Origin of the sequence: Actinoallomurus rhizosphaericola (genome assembly GCF_024055675.1) — a bacterium.
Taxonomy (GTDB): Bacteria; Actinomycetota; Actinomycetes; order Streptosporangiales; family Streptosporangiaceae; genus Actinoallomurus; species Actinoallomurus soli.
Map to the genome: position 1 here is coordinate 139201 of NZ_JAMXMW010000021.1, position 20320 is coordinate 159520.

Annotated in this window: 17 protein-coding genes; 6 read left to right on the forward strand and 11 right to left on the reverse strand. The window is 70.5% G+C overall.

The annotated features are described in order from the left end of the window. Positions 1-69: 69 nt before the first annotated feature. The 5 genes from NE234_RS35950 to NE234_RS35970 all read right to left on the reverse strand — a co-directional run bounded on the left by NE234_RS35950 (position 70) and on the right by NE234_RS35970 (position 5540). A complete protein-coding gene (locus NE234_RS35950; protein ID WP_252785406.1) occupies positions 70-1383 on the reverse strand; it encodes an ammonium transporter in 1314 nt (437 codons plus the stop codon). 164 nt (positions 1384-1547) lie between these two features. After that, a complete protein-coding gene (locus tag NE234_RS35955) occupies positions 1548-2123 on the reverse strand; it encodes a hypothetical protein (RefSeq protein ID WP_252785407.1) in 576 nt (191 codons plus the stop codon). Between the two features lie 44 nt (positions 2124-2167). Beyond that, positions 2168-2908 (reverse strand): copper homeostasis protein CutC, encoded by a 741-nt coding sequence (locus tag NE234_RS35960; RefSeq protein WP_252785408.1) that lies wholly within the window; start codon positions 2906-2908, stop codon positions 2168-2170. Between the two features lie 29 nt (positions 2909-2937). Further along, on the reverse strand, positions 2938-4398 hold the full coding sequence (locus tag NE234_RS35965; protein WP_252785409.1) for a M81 family metallopeptidase: 1461 nt from the start codon (positions 4396-4398) through the stop codon (positions 2938-2940). 29 nt (positions 4399-4427) lie between these two features. Beyond that, positions 4428-5540 (reverse strand): ROK family transcriptional regulator, encoded by a 1113-nt coding sequence (locus tag NE234_RS35970; RefSeq protein WP_252785410.1) that lies wholly within the window; start codon positions 5538-5540, stop codon positions 4428-4430. Positions 5541-5864: 324 nt separating this feature from the next. On the opposite strand from NE234_RS35970, the gene NE234_RS35975 reads away from it, so the two are divergent. The 4 genes from NE234_RS35975 to NE234_RS35990 all read left to right on the forward strand — a co-directional run bounded on the left by NE234_RS35975 (position 5865) and on the right by NE234_RS35990 (position 11360). Continuing rightward, positions 5865-7703, forward strand: coding sequence for a peptide ABC transporter substrate-binding protein (locus NE234_RS35975; protein ID WP_252785411.1), 1839 nt, complete (start codon positions 5865-5867; stop codon positions 7701-7703). A 72-nt stretch (positions 7704-7775) separates the two neighbouring features. After that, complete coding sequence (locus NE234_RS35980; protein WP_252785412.1) at positions 7776-8729, forward strand: ABC transporter permease; 954 nt, start codon at positions 7776-7778, stop codon at positions 8727-8729. Positions 8730-8760: 31 nt separating this feature from the next. Continuing rightward, entirely contained in the window at positions 8761-9660 is a 900-nt protein-coding gene (locus NE234_RS35985) for an ABC transporter permease (protein WP_252785413.1), read from the forward strand. Between the two features lie 26 nt (positions 9661-9686). Next, a complete protein-coding gene (locus NE234_RS35990; RefSeq protein WP_308206966.1) occupies positions 9687-11360 on the forward strand; it encodes an ABC transporter ATP-binding protein in 1674 nt (557 codons plus the stop codon). Positions 11361-11376: 16 nt separating this feature from the next. Here the strand turns inward: NE234_RS35990 and NE234_RS35995 are convergent, their stop codons facing one another. The 3 genes from NE234_RS35995 to NE234_RS36005 form a co-directional block, all read right to left on the reverse strand. After that, positions 11377-11925, reverse strand: a complete 549-nt coding sequence (locus tag NE234_RS35995) for a hypothetical protein (protein WP_252785415.1) — start codon at positions 11923-11925, stop codon at positions 11377-11379. Between the two features lie 174 nt (positions 11926-12099). Beyond that, positions 12100-14322 (reverse strand): N-acetylmuramoyl-L-alanine amidase, encoded by a 2223-nt coding sequence (locus tag NE234_RS36000; protein ID WP_252785416.1) that lies wholly within the window; start codon positions 14320-14322, stop codon positions 12100-12102. Between the two features lie 93 nt (positions 14323-14415). Continuing rightward, the gene (locus NE234_RS36005; protein WP_252785417.1) at positions 14416-14973 is read right to left on the reverse strand and encodes an RNA polymerase sigma factor; all 558 of its coding nucleotides are present in this window, start codon (positions 14971-14973) and stop codon (positions 14416-14418) included. 1053 nt (positions 14974-16026) lie between these two features. Here NE234_RS36005 and NE234_RS36010 point away from each other — a divergent pair. After that, positions 16027-16569 carry a hypothetical protein gene (locus NE234_RS36010; protein WP_252785418.1) on the forward strand — a complete coding sequence of 181 codons (543 nt, stop codon included), beginning with the start codon at positions 16027-16029 and terminating at the stop codon, positions 16567-16569. Between the two features lie 503 nt (positions 16570-17072). Here the strand turns inward: NE234_RS36010 and NE234_RS36015 are convergent. Continuing rightward, entirely contained in the window at positions 17073-17390 is a 318-nt protein-coding gene (locus tag NE234_RS36015) for a hypothetical protein (RefSeq protein WP_252785419.1), read from the reverse strand. Between the two features lie 85 nt (positions 17391-17475). Further along, a complete protein-coding gene (locus NE234_RS36020; RefSeq protein WP_252785420.1) occupies positions 17476-18357 on the reverse strand; it encodes an alpha/beta fold hydrolase in 882 nt (293 codons plus the stop codon). A gap of 139 nt (positions 18358-18496) precedes the next feature. Here NE234_RS36020 and NE234_RS36025 point away from each other — a divergent pair, with 139 nt between their 5' ends. Next, the gene (locus NE234_RS36025) at positions 18497-18898 is read left to right on the forward strand and encodes a winged helix-turn-helix transcriptional regulator (protein ID WP_252785421.1); all 402 of its coding nucleotides are present in this window, start codon (positions 18497-18499) and stop codon (positions 18896-18898) included. A 9-nt stretch (positions 18899-18907) separates the two neighbouring features. On the opposite strand, the gene NE234_RS36030 is transcribed toward NE234_RS36025, so the two are convergent. Next, positions 18908-19834 carry a hypothetical protein gene (locus NE234_RS36030; protein WP_252785422.1) on the reverse strand — a complete coding sequence of 309 codons (927 nt, stop codon included), beginning with the start codon at positions 19832-19834 and terminating at the stop codon, positions 18908-18910. Positions 19835-20320 lie beyond the last annotated feature (486 nt).

A 20320-nucleotide genomic window follows, 5' to 3' on the forward strand; every position in this document is an offset into this window, starting at 1 on the left:
CATCGCCCGTCTCGACACAGGGCACGCACGGGCCGCGTCCAGGCGGCCGGTGCCGGAGAACGTCACGGCTCAGCCTTCGGGGGCCGGGGTCCTGTCCGGATGCGTCGCCGGGCGCCGGGTGGCGTTCTGTGTCGTGCCGTGTCCCAGAACGCCGTGGTCGTAGGCGCTCTCGGCGTGTACGGCGAGGTCCAGGCCGGCCTGCTCGTCCTGGGCCGAGGCACGGAAGCCCATGATCCGGTCGATCAGCTTCCCGATGCCGTACGTCACGGTGAACGCGTAGGCGCCCACCACGAGCACCGCCGTGATCTGCTTCAGCAGCTGGCCTCCTCCGCCGCCGGAGAGCAGCCCGGCGGCGCCCCCGGTCATCACCGCGGTGGCGAAGACGCCGATCAGCACGGTGCCGACGACGCCCGCGACCAGATGGACCCCGACGACGTCCAGGGAGTCGTCATAGCCGAAGCGGTACTTCCAGCTCACCGCGTACGAACACAGCACACCGGCCACCAGGCCGATCACCAGCGCGCCGAAGACGCCCACAGAGCCGCAGGACGGGGTGATGGCGACCAGGCCGGCGACCGCGCCGGAGGCGGCGCCGAGCGTGGTGGCGTGGCCGTCCCTGCGCTTCTCCACCGCCAGCCAGCCCAGCATGCCGGTGCAGCCGGCCGCCTGGGTGTTGACGAAGGCGGCCGCCGCCAGGCCGTTGGCGCCCATCGCCGAGCCCGCGTTGAATCCGAACCAGCCGAACCACAGCAGGCCCGCGCCGAGGAGCACCAGCGGCAGGTTGTGCGGGCGCATGGCCTCCTTCCTGAAGCCGAGGCGCGGCCCGAGGAGCAACGCGAGCGCCAGACCGGAGGCCCCGCAGTTCACCTCGACCACGGTGCCCCCGGCGAAGTCCAGCGCGTGCAGCCGGGTGAGGATCCAGCCGCCGGGCGCGAAGACCCAGTGGGCCACCGGTACGTAGACCAGCAGGGTCCAGGCGGCGACGAAGACCACCCACGCGCCGAACTTGGCCCGATCGGCGATGGCCCCGCTGATCAGCGCGGCCGTGATGACGGCGAACGCGAGTTGGAACGCGGCGAAGATCAGGGTCGGTACGTGCCCGGTGAGACTCCTCGGCCCGATGCCGTGCATGCCGATGTACCGCAGGCCGCCGAGCAGCCCCCAGCCTCCCAGGTCGGGACCGAAGGCGAGCGTGTAGCCGGCGAGCAGCCAGACGACGGTCACCACGGCGATCGAGACGAAGCTCATCATCAGCATGTTGAGCACGCTCTTGGTCCGGACCATGCCGCCGTAGAACAGCGCCAGGCCCGGCGTCATCATGAGAACGAGTGCGGTGCTGGTCAGCAGCCAGGCGGTGTCGCCGGCATCGAATCCGGTCGGCATGTCGGTGTGTCGTCCTCCCGATCGGCCCGGGCGATGCCCGGGCGGCTCTGGGAAGGGTCGCCAGCCCACGTTTCCGGTCGAGTACAGGCGTGTTACCCGCGTGTTTCGTGTTTCACGAAGATTGCGAAGACCTCACCGTGTGTTCCGCAGGGTGACGGGCGCGATCAGTAGCCGGGGTTCGCGCCGCCGCTCGCCTCGATCAGCCGGTACAGGGCCTCGGTGCCGAAAGGCAGCCGGGGGGTGGCGACGTCGATCCAGCCGGTGCCCAGCGCGTCGATTCCGGCGTCCCACCACCACCAGCTCCGGTCGCCGCCGCCCTCTTCCTCGCTCGGGTCGAAGTGGAAGAGCCAGTCCGAAAGGCTCCCGGGGCCCTCGTCCGCCTCTTCGGCCTCGTCCGTCTTGTCGGGAGCGGTCTCCTCGACCGGAGTCGCCGACTGCCACATCTGCAGCCAGGCGGCGGCTCTGGCCGCGGGATCGAAGATCGGCGCAGGGGCGGGAGGCGTGAGCTCCGGTGCGAACCGTTCGACGAACCAGGAAGGAAGGATCTTCGGCCACTCTTCGTCCGGCGGCCAGGAGTCCACCCGCTCGAGAACGCAGCCGAGCACTTCACGCGCACGGGCGATCACGGCCTCCGGGTCGGCCGCCGTGAAGAACACGCGGAGGAGGAACAGGCCCTCATCGTCGTCATCCTCGCTGGGGCCGAGCCGGATACGCCGTAGTTCGCCGTCGGAAATCTTCATCCCCTGCAGTGTGCATGATTTCGGTCGCTGTGGGGGCCTTTCGGTCAGCCGGCGGCGGCGATGATGCTCTGGACGCGCGTCGTGGTGGTGACGGAGCGGACGGTCTCCGGCGGGTAGAGCGCCCCGCCCATGTAGATGCCCGGCCGGGTGAAACGGGACGACGACGGCCGGTCCTCCGAGGCCGTGAAGTGCAGCTCCTCGGCGCCCGTCTGCTCGACGACGCGCGCGGCGGTGCGTTCGTTGATGCCGGCGGCCGGCAGGATGATGATCCGCCCGGCGGCCTTCTCGACGAGGCGCGCGATCAGGTCCGCGCCCTCCAGGGCCGAGGGGGCCGCGCCGGAGGTGAGCAGCCGGTCCACGCCGAGACCGATGACGTCCTCGAACGCCGCCTCGGGGTCGCGGGTGACGTCGAACGCCCGGTGGAAGGTGACGCTGAGCGGGCGGGCGGCCTCGACGAGCCGCGCGCACAGCTCGGTGTCGATCTCCGCGTCCGGGGTCAGGGCGCCGATGACGACGCCGTCCACACCGGCGGCCTTGACCGCCTCGATGTCGCGCAGCATCGCCGCGGCCTCGGCCGGGCCGTACACGAAGTCCCCGCCGCGCGGGCGGATGATCACGTGGATCTTGATCCGGCCGGCCGCGAGGGCGACGGCCTGTTCGACCATCCCGATGCTCGGCGTGATCCCGCCCTCCAGGAGGGCGGCGCAGAGCTCGACCCGGTCCGCGCCGGCCTCCGCTGCGGCCGCGACGCCGTCGGCGGACTCCAGGCAGATCTCGTAACGCACGTTTCGGTTCCTTTCGCGGGGGAGGTGGATCAGAGCAGCTCAGGCGTCAGATCCGGGTCGGGCATGTCGGAGTCGAAGGGGAACAGCGGCCGCCGTACGCCGTGGTGGCCGAGGCGGAGCAGGTCCTGGTCGACGCCGCCGGGGGTGAGCGCGAGCAGCCAGTCGGCGGCCAGGTCGTACAGCTCCGGCTCCAGGTAGCCGATCTTGACGATGACCAGGTCGGTCGCCGCCGGGTCGAGGCCGAGGAAGGTGAAGTCGCGGATCTCGTGGTACGGCTTGCGGCGGGCGGTGACGATGACCCGCAGGCCGCCGGTCCGGATCACGGCGATGTCGCCGCCGACCGGGTCGTCGCGGCGCAGGGCCTGGACGGTCCCGGCGAGGGTGACCGGCCCCGCCGGGCCGGAGTCGATCTTTCCGCCGACGCGGAGCACGACCTCGGCGTCCTCCCCGGCGGCGAACGCGGCCGCCACCGCCTCGGGGTCCTGGATGCTCGCGTAGATCGCGCCGACCTTCCCGAGGCGGATCTCCTCGACGCCGAGCAGGTACTCCAGGGTCGCGGAGACGTCACCGGCGCCGCCGGCGGTCGGGTTGTCACCGGAGTCGCTGATCAGGAACGGCCGGGCGTCGCTGTCGATCGCGGACCGGACGCAGTCGGCGAGGCTTCCGGTGGGGGCGACGAAGGCGAAGTCCGCGCGGGCCCTCCAGTACGCCTCGGCCAGCCCGCGCGCCTGCTCGGTGATCGTCGCCTCGTCGTCGCCGGTGACGACGACGGCCGCCCGGCAGCGGGGCTCGTCGGCCCAGGCGTACCCGACCCAGATCGCGGCGTCCAGCACGCCGGGCATCGCCTCGACCTCGGGCACGCGGGCGTACAGGCTCTTGGCGGGCTCGATGCGGGTGCTGGTCTTCTCGCCGGGCAGCAGGACCGGCACCTGGACCCAGGCCTTGCTCGGCCGGCCGCCGTCGCGCAGGCGGGTCACGAGGTTGCGCGCCGCGCGCTCGCGGGACTCCCAGGCGTCCTCGTGTGGCGCCATCCGGTAGCAGGTGATCAGGTCGACCGTGGAGGCGAGTTCGCGGGAGACGTTGCCGTGCAGGTCCATGGACGCGGAGATCAGGGTGCCGGGGCCGACGGCGGCCCGTACGGCGGCGGCCAGGCCGGCCTCCGCGTCGGTGCGCCCGGTGACGCTCATCGCCCCGTGGATGTCGAAGAACAGGCCGTCCAGCGGGCCCGCCGCCTTGGCACGTTCCACGATCTCGGCCTCGAGGGCGTCGTACACCTCGGGGTCGACGGCGCCGCCCGGCAGCGAGACCGCGTGCAGCAGCGGCACCCACTCCACGCCCGCGCACCACGGCCGCGGCTCCCGGATCCAGGCGTACCGCGCGAGCAGGGCGTCGTCGCGGGTGACCGTGAAGTCGTCCAGGCGGGTCAGGTGCGGGGAGAAGGTGCTCGACTCGATCGCGATGCCGGCGATGCCGATGCGGAGTGCTCTCACGGGTGGATCTTTCGTTCGGGGCGGCGGGGTCAGGAGGAGGCCAGGGACACGCCCTGGTCGAGGATGAGGCGGCCGATGCCCAGCAGGCCGGCGTCGGGCCCGGCGACGCTCTCGGCGATCTCCAGGTCCTGGGTGGTCGGGGGCAGGCACCGCTCGTACAGGACGCCGCGCGCCGCGGCGACGAACAGGTCGCAGCCGGCGAGCGCGCCGCTGAGGATGACCGCCTGGGGGTTCAGGAAGTTCACGATCGTGGTGAGGACCTCGCCGAGCTGCCGGCCGGCGAACCTGACGTTGGTCGTGACCGTCGGATGCCCGTCGCGGGCGAGGCGTACGAGGTCGGCGGTGCTCTTCACGTCGGCGCCCTCGGCGCTCACGGCGGCGACCAGCGCGGCGCCGCTGGCGATCGTCTCCAGGCAGCCGAAGTTGCCGCAGCTGCACGGCCGGTCGCCGCCCGCCGGGATGCGGTTGTGGGTGATGTCGCCGGCGAAGCCGCGGGCGCCCCGGTGCAGCCGGCCGTCGCTCACGACCGCCGCGCCGACGCCGGTGCCGGCCTTGACGAAGACGAAGTCGCGGAAGTCCGGGCCGCGCGGGACGGTCTCGCCCATCGCCATGAGGTTGGCGTCGTTCTCCACGACGAGGGGGGCCTGGAACCGCCTGCTCATCCGCTCGCGCACGGGGTAGCCGTGCCAGCCGGGCATGCGGGCGGGCCCGACCATGACGCCGTCCAGGTCGACCGGCCCGGGCAGCCCGATCCCGGCGCCGAGCACCGGCCGCCCGCCGCTGAGCTCGTCGAGCGCGTCCATGATCTGGTCCAGGATGAGCTCCGGCCCGGCGCTGATGTCGATCTCCAGATCGCGGATCGTCCGAGGCCGTCCCGTCCCGTCCAGGGCGGCGAGGCGCGCGTGGTGGGCGCCGAGGTCGGCGGCCAGCATCACGCCCTCACCGGCGGGGACGCTGAGCAACCGCGGCCGGCGGCCGCCGCGCGAGCGGCCCTCGCCGGACTCCAGGAGCAGGCCGGCGTCCAGCAGCTCCTGGACGTGCGCGGAGACCGTCGACGGAGCCCAGCCGAGCAACCGGGCCAGCTCGGCCCGCGACGTGGCCTGGCCCGACGCCACGAGTCCGATGATGTGCGCGGCCGACACGGTGGCTCCTTAGTCGAATGTTCAGCAGACTTGCTTCGGATCCGAACGTTACTTCGGTTGATTCGGTCGGACAATAGCAACCGCTGTGACGGCAGTCCACCGGTCGGCTGCGTAACACGACCGTGACCTGGCGGGTCTGGTGCGTCGACTGCGTTACTTGTTTCGATTCGGTCTTGTCTTCGTTCGATGGGGCGCTGTATCGTCACCGCCACATCGCCACCGACCCCCGCCGGACCGGCCACTCGAACGAAGCCCCCGGTCGGTCGGCCGAACCGACTCGCTGAAACCTGCGGACGACGTCCGTTCCCCCCGTCAGGAGCATCGATGAGAAGACGATCGCCTTCGTTCCCGGCGACCGCGCGCACCCCGCTGGCGGTGCTCGGCGTGGCCGCCACATTGCTCGTGGCCGGATGTTCGTCCGGCGGTGGGCAGGGAGGGTCGTCGGCGACCGGCGGCACGCCGCAGCAGGGCGGTTCGGTGACGTTCGCGCTGCCGCCCAACGCCACGCCGAACTGGATCTTCCCGCTGGGCACCCCCGGTCACCTGGCCGGGTACAACAGCGCGATCCGACAGAACGTCTTCCTGCCGCTGTACGCCTACAACGGGTCGAGCGGCACCGTCGCACTGGACGAGAAGGCCGGCGCGGCCAAGGCCCCGGTGTACTCCAACGGCGGCAAGACGGTCACGATCACGCTGAAGGACGGCCTTACCTGGGCGAACGGCCAGAAGGTCACCACCCGGGACGTGGAGTTCTGGTTCAACCTGGCCAAGGCCAACAAGGCCCAGTGGGGCAACTACAGCAAGGGCGACCTGCCGGACAACGTCGCGAAGTTCACGACGGTGAACGACACGACGTTCAAGCTCGACCTGACCAAGGCGTACAACCCCGACTGGTTCACCGCCAACCAGCTCACCTACGTCACGCCGATGCCGCAGTCGGCATGGGACGTCGAGGACGCGAGCGGCAAGGTCGGCGACTACGACCGTACGACCGACGGCGCCAAGAAGGTCTTCAAGTACCTCATCGGCGAGGCCGGCAAGCTGTCGGAGTACGCGAGCAACCCGCTGTGGAAGGTCGCGGACGGGCCGTTCACGGTCAAGGAGTTCACCACCACCGGCCAGGTGACGCTCGCCAAGAACGCCAAGTACACCGGCGACGACGCCGCCCACCTGGACACCGTGACGTTCAAGCCGTTCACCTCGGCCCAGGCGGAGTTCAACGTCCTGCGCTCCGGCGGCGTCGACTACGGCTACCTGCCGGCGCTCGCGACCTCGCAGCAGAAGACGATCGAGAACAGCGGGTACCAGGTCAAGCCGTGGAACGGCTGGGCGATCACCTACATCCCGTACAACTTCAACAACCCGGAGATGGGCGCGGTCTTCAAGCAGCTCTACATCCGGCAGGCCGTGCAGATGTCGATCGACCAGGCGACGATCTCGCGCGTCATCTGGCACGACCAGGCCGCCCCCGGGTACGGGCCGGTGCCCCAGCAGCCGGTGTCGAAGTACCTGTCCCAGGACCAGAAGAACAACCCGTACCCCTACGACGTGAACAAGGCCAAGGCGCTGCTCACGTCGCACGGCTGGACGATCGCCAATAACATCGCCTCCTGCACGAAGCCGGGCACCGGGGCCGACCAGTGCGGCGCCGGGATCAAGGCGGGCACGCAGCTGAAGTTCTCGCTGCTGACCGAGAGCGGCAGCACCGAGACCGACAACACGATGCAGGAGCTGCAGTCCTCCCTGTCGAAGATCGGCATCGCGCTGTCGATCAAGTCGGAGCCGCTCAACTCCGTCCTCGACCACAGCCCGGAGTGCAAGCCGAACCAGTCGACCTGCTCCTGGCAGCTCTCCTTCTTCGGCACCCAGGGCAGCTGGTACTTCCCGGCGTACCCGAGCGGTGAGCAGATCTTCGCCACCGACGGGGGCACCAACCTCGGCAGCTACAGCGACCCCACGGCCGACAAGCTGGTCAAGGACTCGACGAGCTCGTCGGACCCCCAGGCGATGCAGCAGTACAGCTCCTACCTCGCCAAGCAGCTCCCGGTGATCTGGATGCCGAACCCGGCCTACCAGGTGTCGGCCATCCGCAACAACCTGCGCGGCGTCGTCCAGGACCCACTGGCGACCATGCAGCCGCAGCGCTGGTACCTCGCGAAGTGACCGGCGCGCCCGGGACGGCCGCCGGCCGTCCCGGGCCCTCATCCTGACCTCACCCTGGCCGGAGGAACCCCGTTGATCCGCTTCCTGGCAAAGCGCCTCGGGCAGGCGATCGTCGTCATCCTGCTGGTGACCGTGATCGTCTTCCTGCTGCTGCACTCGGTCCCCGGCGGGCCCGCGCGGGGCATCCTCGGTCCCCAGGCCAGCCCGCAGGCCATCGCGGCCTTCAACCACGAGCACGGCTTCGACAAGTCGCTGGTCCAGCAGTACTGGGCGTTCCTCAGCCGCCTGCTGCACGGCGACCTCGGCGACTCGTACACGCTGAACCAGTCGGTGGGCTCGCTCATCGGGCAGCGGCTGCCCAAGACGCTCGTCCTGACCGGGCTGTCGACGCTCGTGGCGCTGGTCATCGCGATCCCGCTCGGCGTGTGGCAGGGCCGGCGGCGCCGGGGCCTGACCGACTACGCGGTCACCACCCTGGTGTTCATCGGGTACGCGACGCCCGTCTTCTTCCTGGCGCTCATCCTCGTGATCGTCTTCACCGAGAAGATCCCGATCCTGCCCCCGCAGGCGCCGCAGGCCCAGACGCTCGGCGCGCTGTTCGCCGACTCCCGTGCGCTGATCCTGCCCGTCCTCGCCGGGGCCATCGCGACGGTCGCGGCGTTCAGCCGGTACATGCGGTCGGCGGTGCTCGACAACCTCGCCGAGGACTACGTACGGACCGCGCGGGCCAAGGGCGCCTCGGAACGCCGGGTCGTGTGGCTCCACATCATGCGCAACTCGCTGACGCCGATCATCGCGATGCTCGGCTACTACCTGCCGGTGCTGTTCTCCGGCGCGCTGGTCATCGAGTCGGTGTTCAACTACCCCGGCATGGGGCTGCTGTTCTGGAACGCCGCGCAGACGTCCGACTACCCGATCCTGCTCGGCACCGTCCTGGTGATCGCGCTCGCCACCGTCATCGGCTCGCTGCTCGCCGACATCGTCCAGGCGCTCGTCGACCCCCGCGTCCGAGGATCGATCCGATGACCCGCGCCTCCCGTACCGCGAAGGAGAACTCATGACAGTCTCCGCCCCGATGCTCACCGAGCAGGAGCCCGCGGCCACGGCGGCCGGGCCGTACCGCCGCATGGTGAAGATGTTCCTCGCCAACCGGCTGGCCGTCACGGGCCTGGTCATCCTCGGCCTGCTGCTCGTGTTCTGCTTCATCGGCCCGCTGATCCACCGCACCGACCAGATCCACACGCAGCTGGCCGACGCGACCCTCTCGCCCGGCACGCGCGGCCACCTCCTGGGCACCGACGACGTCGGCCGGGACGTCCTGGGCCGCCTGATGGTCGGCGGCCAGACGTCCCTGGAGATCGGCATCGCCGCCGGGCTGTTGGCGACGCTGATCGGTACGGTCTGGGGCGCCATCTCCGGGTACGCCGGCGGCTGGATCGACGCGGTGATGATGCGCGTGGTCGACGCGGGCATCGCGATCCCCGCGCTGTTCCTGCTGCTCGTGACCGCGACGATCCTCCGCCCCACGGTGCCGGTGCAGATCCTGATCATCGGCTGTGTGTCCTGGCTCGTGCCGGCCAGGCTCGTACGCGCCGAGGCGCTGTCCCTGCGCAGCCGCGACTACGTCCAGGCGATGAAGGCGATGGGCGGCGGCCACGGCCGCGCCGTCTTCCGGCACGTCATCCCGAACGCCATCGGCACGGTCGTCGTCAACGCCACCTTCCAGGTCGCCGACGCGATCCTGCTCATCGCCTACGTCAGCTTCCTGGGCCTCGGCGTGGCCCCGCCCAAGACCGACTGGGGCGGCATGCTCAGCAAGGGCATCTCCTACACCTCCGAGGGCTACTGGTGGCTGATCTTCCCGGCGGGCCTGGCGATCGTGCTGGTCGTGTGCGCGTTCAACTGCATCGGTGACGGCCTGCGCGACGCCTTCGAAGTACGGCTCCAGGGGCGCTGATGAGCGACCGGACGAAAGGTGGGACGGTGAGCGACTCCCCGGCTCTGACCATCGAGGACCTGCACGTCTCCTTCTCGGGCTCGAGCGGCTCCGGGAAGGTCCACGCGGTCGACGGCGTCAGCATCCGCGTCGATCCGGGCGAGATCGTCGCGGTGGTCGGCGAGTCCGGGTCCGGCAAGAGCGTCACGTCCATGTCGACCCTCGGCCTGCTGCCGCCCACGGCCTCCACGAGCGGCAGCGTCCGGGTCGGCGGGGTCGACGTCACGACGCTGGACGGCCCCGCGCTGCGCGCCGTACGCGGCTCGGAGATCGCCATGGTCTTCCAGGAGCCGATGACCGCGCTGAACCCGGCGTTCACCGTCGGCTGGCAGGTCGCCGAGGCGCTGCGCCTGCACATCGACGGCCTGTCCCGGAAACAGGCCCTGGACCGCGCCGCCGAGCTCCTGGAGACGGTCGGCATCCGGGACGCGCGGCGCAGGCTCGGGCAGTACCCGCACGAGCTGTCCGGCGGTCTCCGCCAGCGCGTCATGATCGCGATGGCGATCGCGTGCGAGCCGAAGGTGCTGATCGCCGACGAGGCCACCACCGCGCTGGACGTCACGGTGCAGGCGGAGATCCTCGACCTGCTGCGCGACCTGCGGGACCGGTTCGGCACGGCGATGCTGGTCATCACCCACAACATGGGCGTCGTCGCCGACATCGCCGACCGGGTCGTGGTCATGTACCAGGGCAAGGTCGTCGAGGAGGCCCCGGTCGAGGAGCTGTTCGCCAGCCCGCGCGCGGACTACACCAAGCGCCTGCTGAGCGCCGTCCCGCGCCTCAAGCCCCGCGGCGACGAGCCCACCGGCGAACCGGCCGTCGCGGGCGAACCGGCGGCGCCGGGCGATGCGGCGCTCGCCATCGAGAACCTCGTCGTGCAGTTCCGCGGCAAGGGTGGCGCGAAGGTCCGCGCGGTCGACGACGTCTCCCTCACCGTCGCCAAGGGCGAGGTCCTCGGCCTGGTGGGCGAGTCCGGCTCCGGCAAGTCGACCCTGGGCCGCGCGGCGATCGGGCTGATCACCCCGGCCTCGGGCTCCGTACGGCTGCTCGGCGACTCGCTGACCGGCGCGCGGGGGAGCGCGCTGCGCCGGCTGCGGCGACGGTGCGGCATCGTGTTCCAGGACCCCGCGTCGTCCCTGGACCCCCGGATGACCGTCGGCGACTGCATCGCCGAGCCCCTGGTCATCAACAAGGTCGGTGACCGGGACGAGCGGGTCGTCGCCCTGCTGGAGAGCGTCCGGCTCGATCCCGCCGTACGGCTCCGCTATCCGCACGAGCTGTCCGGCGGGCAGCGGCAGCGGATCGGCATCGCGCGGGCGCTCGCCCTCGACCCCGACCTCGTGATCGCCGACGAGCCGACCAGCGCACTGGACGTCTCGGTGCAGGCCGCGGTGCTGGACGTCTTCCTGGAGCTGCAGGCCCGCCTCGGCTTCGCCTGCCTGTTCATCACGCACGACCTCGCCGTCGTCGGGCTGGTCTCCGACCGCGTGGCGGTGCTGAACCAGGGCAGGCTGGTCGAGGAGGGCCCACGTGACCAGGTGCTGTTCGACCCGCGCGAGGACTACACCCGCCGCCTGATCGGCTCCGCGCCCGTACCCGATCCGGTCGAGCAGCGCGAACGCCGCGCCCGCGCGGCGGAACTGAGAGCGGCCCGCGACTGACCGTGGCCGGGGCGCCTCACGAGAGGCGGTGCGATGACCGTCCCGGTGGTTGATGGGTCGAGGGCTTGCCCTTGGGCTTCTTCTTCGGCGGGTGCTTCCTCGCCGGATGCGGCTTGTGCGAGTGCTTCGGGTGCTCCCCGGAGTGCCCGTGGGACGGGCTGCGCCTGGGGGACGTCGGCGGGAGCAGGGCCCCCGGGGACGGTGAGCCGGTGGCTGTGGGGACGGGGGATCGTCTCGGCTGGTGAGTGCCGGGTGAGTGGTGGTGTCCCGTTGGGAGGGGCAGGTGCTGCGACGCGGCGGCGATGGCGATGCCGCCGGTGAGGGCCAGCAGAACGGCGATGAGTGCCGCCTTCGCGGTGAGCAGCACGCGTGGGATCGGTAGTCGTCGGTGATGGCGTGCCCGGGCGTCGTGGAACGCGGCGACGGCTGCCTCCTGCCGCCTCGGGTCCTCGTCGACCGGGGCGGTCGCGGCGGCGGCGAGGATGTCGGCGAGTTCGGTCGGGCTCGTGTGCTCTCCCCGTAGCAGGCGTTCGGCGGTTTCGGGATCGAGCCGTGGATCGTTCATCGCTGGCGTTCCGGTCGGTTGGGATGCTCGGGCGGCGTGCTGCTCGGACGGTGCCGGGCCGCCGTGGATGTCGCGACGGCGTGGGCGGGGACGGCTGAGGACGGTCTCTGACCGATCATGCCGTATGCCGCCGCGACATCATGCTTCACGTGACAGCGGTAGGCGGCCCGTGGCTCAGCCGATGTAGGCCAGGCCGTCGAGGGCGATGGTCGGGCGCCCGGAGGTGCCGGCGACCTTGATCTTGATGGTGTGGCGGGAGCTGCTGCTCCAGGTCCGGGTCCACTGGATCTGCCGGTAGAGGCTGGAGGACGCCCTGGTGTCGACCGTGGCCGCATAGGTGCCGTCGACGTAGACGTAGTACTTGCCCGAGCTCGTGGCGCGTTTGTCGATCAGGGCGACCGAGCGGGCGGTGACGGTCCAGGAGGCGGTGGCTCCCTTTGCGCTGGAGTAGATGCCCGTTCCGCCGAGGTAGTGGCTGTTCGTGGTCGTCTTCCAGGTTCCGGTGCGGCTGGAAGAGGAGTCGGACCGCAGCGACGCCGTCCGGGTCACGGAGCTGGTCGCGGTGTTGCCGGCCGCGTCCGTCGCGGTCAGTGACCAGGCCGTGGACGTGGCGGGCTTGGCGTAGGCGGACCAGGCCGTGGTGGTCGGTGCGAACGTCACCGCGGACGGGGCGGTGGCCTTCACCGATCGCGGCAGCCGGTCGTCGGTGGCCTTCCACTTGAGGCTGACGGGGATCTTGGTGGAGCTGACGGTGCCGGTCCGCAGGGACAGGGCGGCGGAGTTGTTGAAGACGGGTTTGGTCGCGTCGGCGACGACGGAGAAGGCGGAGGACTTGGCGGTGGTGCCGTCGATGTTGTCGGCGATGACCTGAAGCTGGTGGGTTCCGGGGCGCAGCGTGGCCGTGACCGAGGTCGCCGACGGCGCGGGGCGGGCGATCGCGGTGCCGTTGTCGAGCAGTTGGTATCCGGTGACCGCGGCGGGGTGCCAGCCGAGGGTGACCGCGCCCTTGGTGTAGTACGTCGTGTTCACCTTCGTCGCCCCCGTGAGGGAGACGGCGGTGAGATCGGCCGGGGTGGTCCATTGCTCGGCGGCCGTACGGATCGCGGACAGCTTGTCGTACAGGAGCCCGGGACAGGCGGTGCTGTTGGCGTCGCGGTGTCCGGAGATGGTCTTGAAGGGGACCTGCGAGCCGTAGGTGAAGTTGCCGTCCTTGACGCCCTCGGTGAGCGTCGTGGAGCCGGTCGGGTCACCGCCGTCCAAGCCGAGTTTCCACGCGGCGACCTTGGCGACGGTGTCGAGCGCGGCCTGGGGCGGCGCGACGTTCGTGAAGGTGCCCAGGACCGCCACGCCGGCGGAGTCGGTGTTGAAGCCGTAGGCGTGCGCGCCGATCACCGGACGGTCGACGCCTCCGGAGCGTCCCTCGAAGAGGGTGCCGCACTTGTCGACGAGGAAGTTGTAGCCGACGTCGTTCCAGCCGTTCGTCTTCACGTGGTACAGGAAGATCGAGCGGACGACCGCCGCCGAGTCCGCGCAGGAGTAATCGTTGCCGGTGTCGGTGTGGTGCACGAACACCGCTTTGACCTTGTCCGCGTACGCGTTGGGCGCGGCGACCAGTGACTCATCGGCGCCCCACTGGGCACGGGAGACGATCGTCGGGCGGGGCGCCGTGCCGGCCCTGGGAGTCGGCGATGCGGAGGCCGACGGGAGGGGCGAGTCGCTCGGGCCGGTGGTCGGGGCAGGGGACTGCGGCGGAGAGACGCTGGTGCTCGCGGTCGGGGCCGCGCTGGGGGAGTCCGCGGGCGGTGCGGACGGATCAGGACTGCCGCTGTCCGCGGCGAGGGCGACCCGCACGCCCTGGTGCCCGGCGGCGTGCGCGGGGTGCCGCCCGCCGGTGCGGGCGGGACGGCGCCGTCTGGTACCCGGGTCGATGAGGACGGCCCGCAGCCCGGCGGGCAGACGGCGGTGCCCGGTGACCCGAACGTCGACGCCGTTGGAGGGGCCCACCCACAGCGGTGCGGTCGTGCCCTGACGGGACCGCTCGCGTCCGGCGCCGTCGGGAACGTCATCATCGGCGACGGTGACGGGTCGCCAGGCCGACCACGTACCGGTCGTCGCACTGCGGGTGCGTACCTTCACCGTTCCCTTCAGCCGCGTACCGGGCCGGTCCCAGACCACACCGAGCAGGCTGAACGACGAGGTCGACTGGGCCGGGGCGATGGCCTTGGTGCCGGTGGTCCGCAGGCTGATCGTGTGCACGTCGCCGTCGATGGGGCCGGCCACCTCCGCCGCCGCGGGTTTTCGAGGGGCGGTCGTTCCGGCCCGGACCAGTAGCGGGACGGCGAGGCCCGCCGAGCCGAGCACCACCGCGGTGACGGCCGCGGCGGTTCGCGGTCGCACGCGAAATCTCATCGATCCTCCATTGCGAGAGAGCGCAGTACGACCGAGAGCGCAGGAGGATCCGTCGCTGTTACACCTCAGGAGAAAGGCTCGTCACGTGTCGCCGGTCAGCCGCTGCGCGAGCGTGCGAAGGCCACGGTGCGCGGCGGTGCGTACGGCACCGGCGCGTTTGCCGAGTACGCGACCGGCATGCTTGGCGTCGAGGTCCATCACCACGCGCAGCAGGACGGCCTCGGCCTGATCGGGCGGCAGAGTCGCGATGAGCCGGAAGGCCTCGGCCGCGGCGAGCCGCGCCATGACGGTCTCCTCGGGAAGTTCGCGGTCGGCCAGATCGGTGAGCTCGTCGGCGCGTACGTCGGCGATGGGGCGTCGCCGGGCACGGCGGAGCTGGTCGATGGCCCGGTTGCGGCCGATCCGGGCGGCCCAGGCGCGGAACGCGGCCAGGTCGCCGCGGAAGCGGTGCAGGTCCCGCGCGATCTGCAGCCACGTCTCGGCGGCGATGTCCTCAGCCTCGGCTCCGGCGAGCGCGCCCAGGTAACGCAGCAGCCGCGGCTGAACATCGTGGTAGAGACGGCGGAAAGCGGATTCGTCGCCGTGTTGCGCGGCGACGACATCGGAATCGGACGCTGCTCGGTACGGACTGGAGGACATCGGGGCGGGCGGGCCTGCATCTTCCTCGGAGGGGTCGCCTTCCAGACAGGACTCGGCCCGGCGGTCAGGGTCCATGGTCGGGCCGACGCCGGTCACCGGCATGGGCCGAGACGGCGTCCCGACCGTCCGCCCTGCCTGCGGAGTGCTCGCGAGGCGCCGCCGTTCCCTTCCCTGGCATGCCACCCCTTGCACCCGTGCGGAGATAGTCGATCGAGCCCATCAATGACCGCGATTTTCTGAATGAGCGGCGGAAGGTTAACACGCTTTTAGGCGTTGAGCGAGGCGGATTCGGGATCTCGCCGATTAGGCGTTGTGATTCAATCGTTATCTTCTCGGCGGCCCTTCTGCGGAGAGTAGCCGGTGCGCTACCGATCGTCGATCGGCGTCGGTCCGCGCTGACCGGCTGTTGCCATCCTGGCGGGAAGGTGTGACATTCCGAGGGCGCCGGACGCTTGATCTTGGGGGGACTCTGGGTCTCTGCCGTGACTGCCTCTTTGCGGCCACCACCCGCTCTGACCTGCCTTGACCGCCGTAAATCGCCGAGTGAAGATCGCTGGCGGAGCGCGATCGCTGCCGGCGAGCCCGAGCGGCCAGTCTGTTGCGGAGGTTCGGTGGTAGTGGCTGTCACTTCGCCTGCCCGCGGCCCGACGTGACGGGTCATCGTCACTCCTGCCCTCAGTGGGTCATTCGGTCTTCCTCTATTCCTGACGCCAGTTCCAGGCGCGTCAGCGCGCTCTGGATTTTGATTTCGGCTGCCCTAGTGGAGTTGTCGCGAGCCGGTTGTCGGCGCGTGAATGGCAAAAACGTCTGGTACTGCTAATGGTGGTCGCGCTGTTGTTTCGCCGGGTTTCCGGGAGGCGTGGCACGAGCGGAGACGGCACAGCCGCCGGGCGGAACGTCCGCCGGCGACTGGAAGCCGGAGAGCAAGCGGAGCTGGTGGAACCGGCTGTGGGGGCGGCACGACGGTAACAAGGCGCCCAAATCGACACCACGGTCACCGCCACCGGCGCCGGCGGCTTCGACCTCGTCAATGAGACCAACACCTTTCGCAGCATGTTCGGCTCGAAGGCGGGGCAGCTCGTCCGGTTCGACGCCGGTGGCGGTGCATCTCTGACCTTCGGTCCGGACGGCGGCGGTTCGGCGAAGCCGAGGGCCGACCGGAACACCGTGACGTACGCAGGTGCGGCGGCCGGGGCGGACCTGAGCTACGCGGTGCAGCCGAACGCGTTGAAAGAGAGCATCGTCCTGGCCACGGCGCCGACGTCGGCGTCGTGGTCGTTCGCGGTGAAGGCGGCGGGGTTGCGGGCCTGGCAGCGGCCGGACGGGTCGATCGCCTTCTACCGGGGCGGGTTCGACGGCCCGCCCGTGCTGGTGATGCCCAAGCCGTACATGGGCGACGCCAAGGCCGACGCGGTCTCCCCGTACGGGAAGGTCTGGAGCCCGAAGGTGTCCCAGTCGATGCGCTGGGACGCGAAGGCCGGCCTGCTGCACGTCACGGTGACGGCGGACCAGGCGTGGCTGCGTGATCCCGAACGGGTGTACCCGGTGGTGATCGATCCGACGATCGAGCTTCAGCCGTTGCCGGAGGACTCCTGACAAGAAAAAGGCGCAGGAACAAGGGCAAGAACAAACGCAGCCTGCGCGCCGGCTCGAAATGGGTTGTGTCGGGTCGGCTCGTAAGGTCGTGGCAGAGTGATGCCCTGTTGGACGTCCGCATGACAAATGATGCGGAGTTCGGGCAGGTCGCGCGGCGCTGGCTCGGCGAGGCGAGCCGGGCTCTCGTCCCCGGCCTACGGGATCGTCTGCAAGAGTCATTGCCGCTTCCGGCGCCGCGTCAATGGGACGGCCCGCATGGGAAGCCGAACGGCGTATGGGCATACGTGACGGTCACCCCTCGGCCATGGCGGGATCGGGTCGAATCCAAGGTCTTCTAAGTGGTGTTCCGGACAAGGCGGGTGGGAGGGCGTTCGGGGTGACCGTCGCCACCGAGGAGGATCGGCCCGAACTGGTGCAGTTGCGAGCCTTCTCCTCCCTGGCGGGCGCTGAGTGCTGTTCTCCGTGGCCGTCCGCGACCTGGCCGCACGGCACTCGCCGCCGTCTCAGGGATCTCCAATCCGGCGATGACCTCTGGCATGACCTCTGACCTCCCGGGAAGCGCGTCGGCTGTGGACCGTGTGTCCGGTGTCCATGCTGCCCACGGGTCGGCGCGCGGCGCCGCCTTCGTCCGGCCAGGAAACACCCATATCCGGACTGTCGAAGGGCGATGCGGCTCCGAAGTCCTGCCACTTCAGGGCCATGCCGTGTATGCGGGCTCGGATCGCGTCCAGTTCGGCCTCGTCGGAGATGCCCTGCCAGTCGTACCGCGGTGTGTACGGCGCCTCGGACCTGACCGACCCGGCCTCGATCGCCACGTTCATCCGGTCCTGGCAGGGGCGGCTGCACATCCTGGTCGCCAACGCCGGCGTGATGGCCTGCCCCGAGCAGCAGGGCGGGCAGGTACGGCTACAGCCGTTCGGCCAGGAACGACAGCACGACCTCGGCCATCTCGTCGGGGATCTCCTCGGCGAGGTCATGTCCGGCGGTGAAGACGTGGCCGGTGACGTCGTCGGCCATGATCCGCATCTGCGTCTCGTTGCGGTCGGCGATGAACGCCGAGCCGCCGAGCGCCAGGACCGGGATGTCCAGTTTCTTCTGGGAGCTCTGCCGGTTCTGTTCGGCGTCGACGAGCATCGCGCGGTAGATCGCCAGCATCGCGCGGATGCCGCCGGGCATGGAGTAGCAGCGCACGTACTCCTCTACGGCGTCCGGGGTCGCGGTGTCGGGGTAGAGGCGCTCGTTCTTGATCATGTAGGTGATGAGGTCGCGTTCGTGCCCGGTGATCAGCATCTCGGGTACGTCCGGCTGGAAGTAGAAGCCGAGGTGCCACAGGTGCATCCCGCTCGAGACGTTCTCGGGGGTGAGCGCGGTGTGGTCCTCGAAGCCGAACCCGGGGAACAACGCCTCGGCGAACACCAGCGCGTTGACGTGGTCACGGTGCCGGGCGGCGAGCTGGTAGCCGATCACCGCCCCCCAGTCCTCTCCGACCACGGTGTAGGAGGCGTGCCCCAGGTGGGCCATCAGCGCGGCGATGTCGTCGCTCATCGTCGCGGAGTCGTAGCCGCCGGCGGGGCGGGCGGAGTCGCCGAGACCGCGCAGGTCGGGCACGACGACCGTGTACTGCGGCGTCAGCTTCGGGACGAGGTGCCGCCAGTGATAGCCGGTCTTGGGCACCCCGTGCAGCAGCACGACCGCCGGACCGGAGCCGGCCGTTCGGTAATGCAGACTCGTTCCGTTGACGGAGGCGCGGCCCGTACGGACGGGTTCGTCACGATGGTCGAGAATCATCGCTCCACTGACTCTTCCACTCGGCCGCGGTCCGGCCGGTGGGCCGGGCCGCGGCACTGCTCTCTTTCGGTTACCTGGGAACCGTAAGTGAGTATGCTCTGACATGGAAGAACGCACTTTTCGGTGAGAGGGGAACCTCGTGGAAACCGAGCAGGTCACGCGCGTACCCGACGACACGGATGTGACGCGCGCCGACTCCCTGGCCCGCGAGATCTTCTCCGGCGTGGCCAACAAGTGGGCCCTGCTGATCATCAACGTGCTGGGTGAGCGCACGCTGCGGTTCACCGAGCTGCGCACGGAGGTCGAGGGCATCAGCCACAAGATGCTCACCCAGAACCTGCGCGCGCTGGAACGGGACGGGGTGGTGCACAGGACGGTGCACCCCACGGTGCCGCCACGCGTCGACTACCGCCTCACCGAGGCGGGCCGCGCCCTGCGGGACACGGTCAGCGGCATGTGCGCGTGGACCCGCCGCTACCTCGACCACATCGAAGCGGCCCGGCGTTGTTTCGACGCCAAGGACGGCGGCGCCGCCCGGTGAACTCAGGTCTCAGTCGGTCTGGGTGACCACGGCGGCCAGGCCGCAGGGGGCGTGCAGGAAGAGGAAGAAGTCGCAGTCGATGTAGTCGCGGATGACCGTTCCGGTCATGCCGCCGACGTAGTTCATGACCTTCCGGCAGGCGGGACAGGCCGGGTAGTCCGGATCCTGGACCCAGTCGGGCTCCCCGCCGAGCGTCGGCCCGCCCAGGTACCGGTCAGGCCGCCGCTCCCCGACGGTCAGGCGTACGGGCGGCGGGTCCGCCTTCTCCAGTTTCTTCCCGTCCAGGTAACCGGGCCGGACGGTGTGCGCGGACCACGTGGCGCCGCCGTCCGGGGTCACCTCCGCGAAGGAGACCCCGGGGTAGATGCAGCAGAGGAAGCAGGCGACGATCCGCAGCCGCCCCCGCCAACCGGTGTGAGCGAGCGCGGCGGCGACACGCGGGTCCGTGGTGTCCACGTCGAGGACCACCCAGAGCGGGCCGCCGCACCAGGGGCATTCCTCCTCGGCCGACGCGGCGCCGTCCTCGGGCACCAGCTCGTACGCCGTCGCCCCGCGGATCTTCCGAGCCTGCCCGTCGGCCTCGAAGTCCCAGCCGTACCGGGGAAGCACGTTGGCGAGGGTCTCGGCCTCGATGCCCGGTGGCGCCTGCTTCAGCCATCGCCGGAACGCCGCCTCGGCCACCGGACCGTAAGTGGCCGTGAGCATCGTCACCAGCCACACGTTCGGGGAACCGGCGTCGATCCGCGCCACGGCCTCGCGCTGCACGTCCTCGTCCGCCTCGCGGAACAGCGCCTCCGGAAGGTAGACGTCGTCGGCGTCGAGCAGGCGCGACAGGTAGGGCCGGAGAGCGTCCGGATCGTGTTCCACGAGCTCCTCGAGCTCCCACGCGGCGTCGTCGTCGCCGGACAGGATCCGGTCGACCAGGTCAGCGATCATCCGCGCACAGTACTGCCCTCCTCTGCCGACCCGGAGCGGCGTGCTCCTTGGCCGGCCGGGGGTGGGTTCGTCAGCGCCGAATCGCTCGGGGCGGGTCCGGAGGGTTCGGTCGGGTGCCACCGGCCCGGGCGCGGCCGTGGCTACGACCAAGAGCTCACCCAGAACCTGCGCGTGCTCGAACGGGACGGGGTGGTGCACCGCGGTCGCCGGCGGACAGTGCGCGGCAACGGTGGCCCGTGCGGAAGGGCCTCGGCCGGGGCTCTCTTCAGGGCCCGGTCGGCGCGAATATCCACATAATCGGGCGTTTCCCTCGCCGGGTGGACCCATCGCGTTCTGAGGCGTCTACTCACAGGAGACGAATTCTCCTCTAAGTAGACGGCGTGGGAAGCGAGGTGCCTCCGGAGGCGTCTGACATGCCCTGATCGTGCGTTATGTCCTGCGGCGTGGTGGCCGCGCCGTGCCGGTCGCAGAGAACGCCCCGTTGCC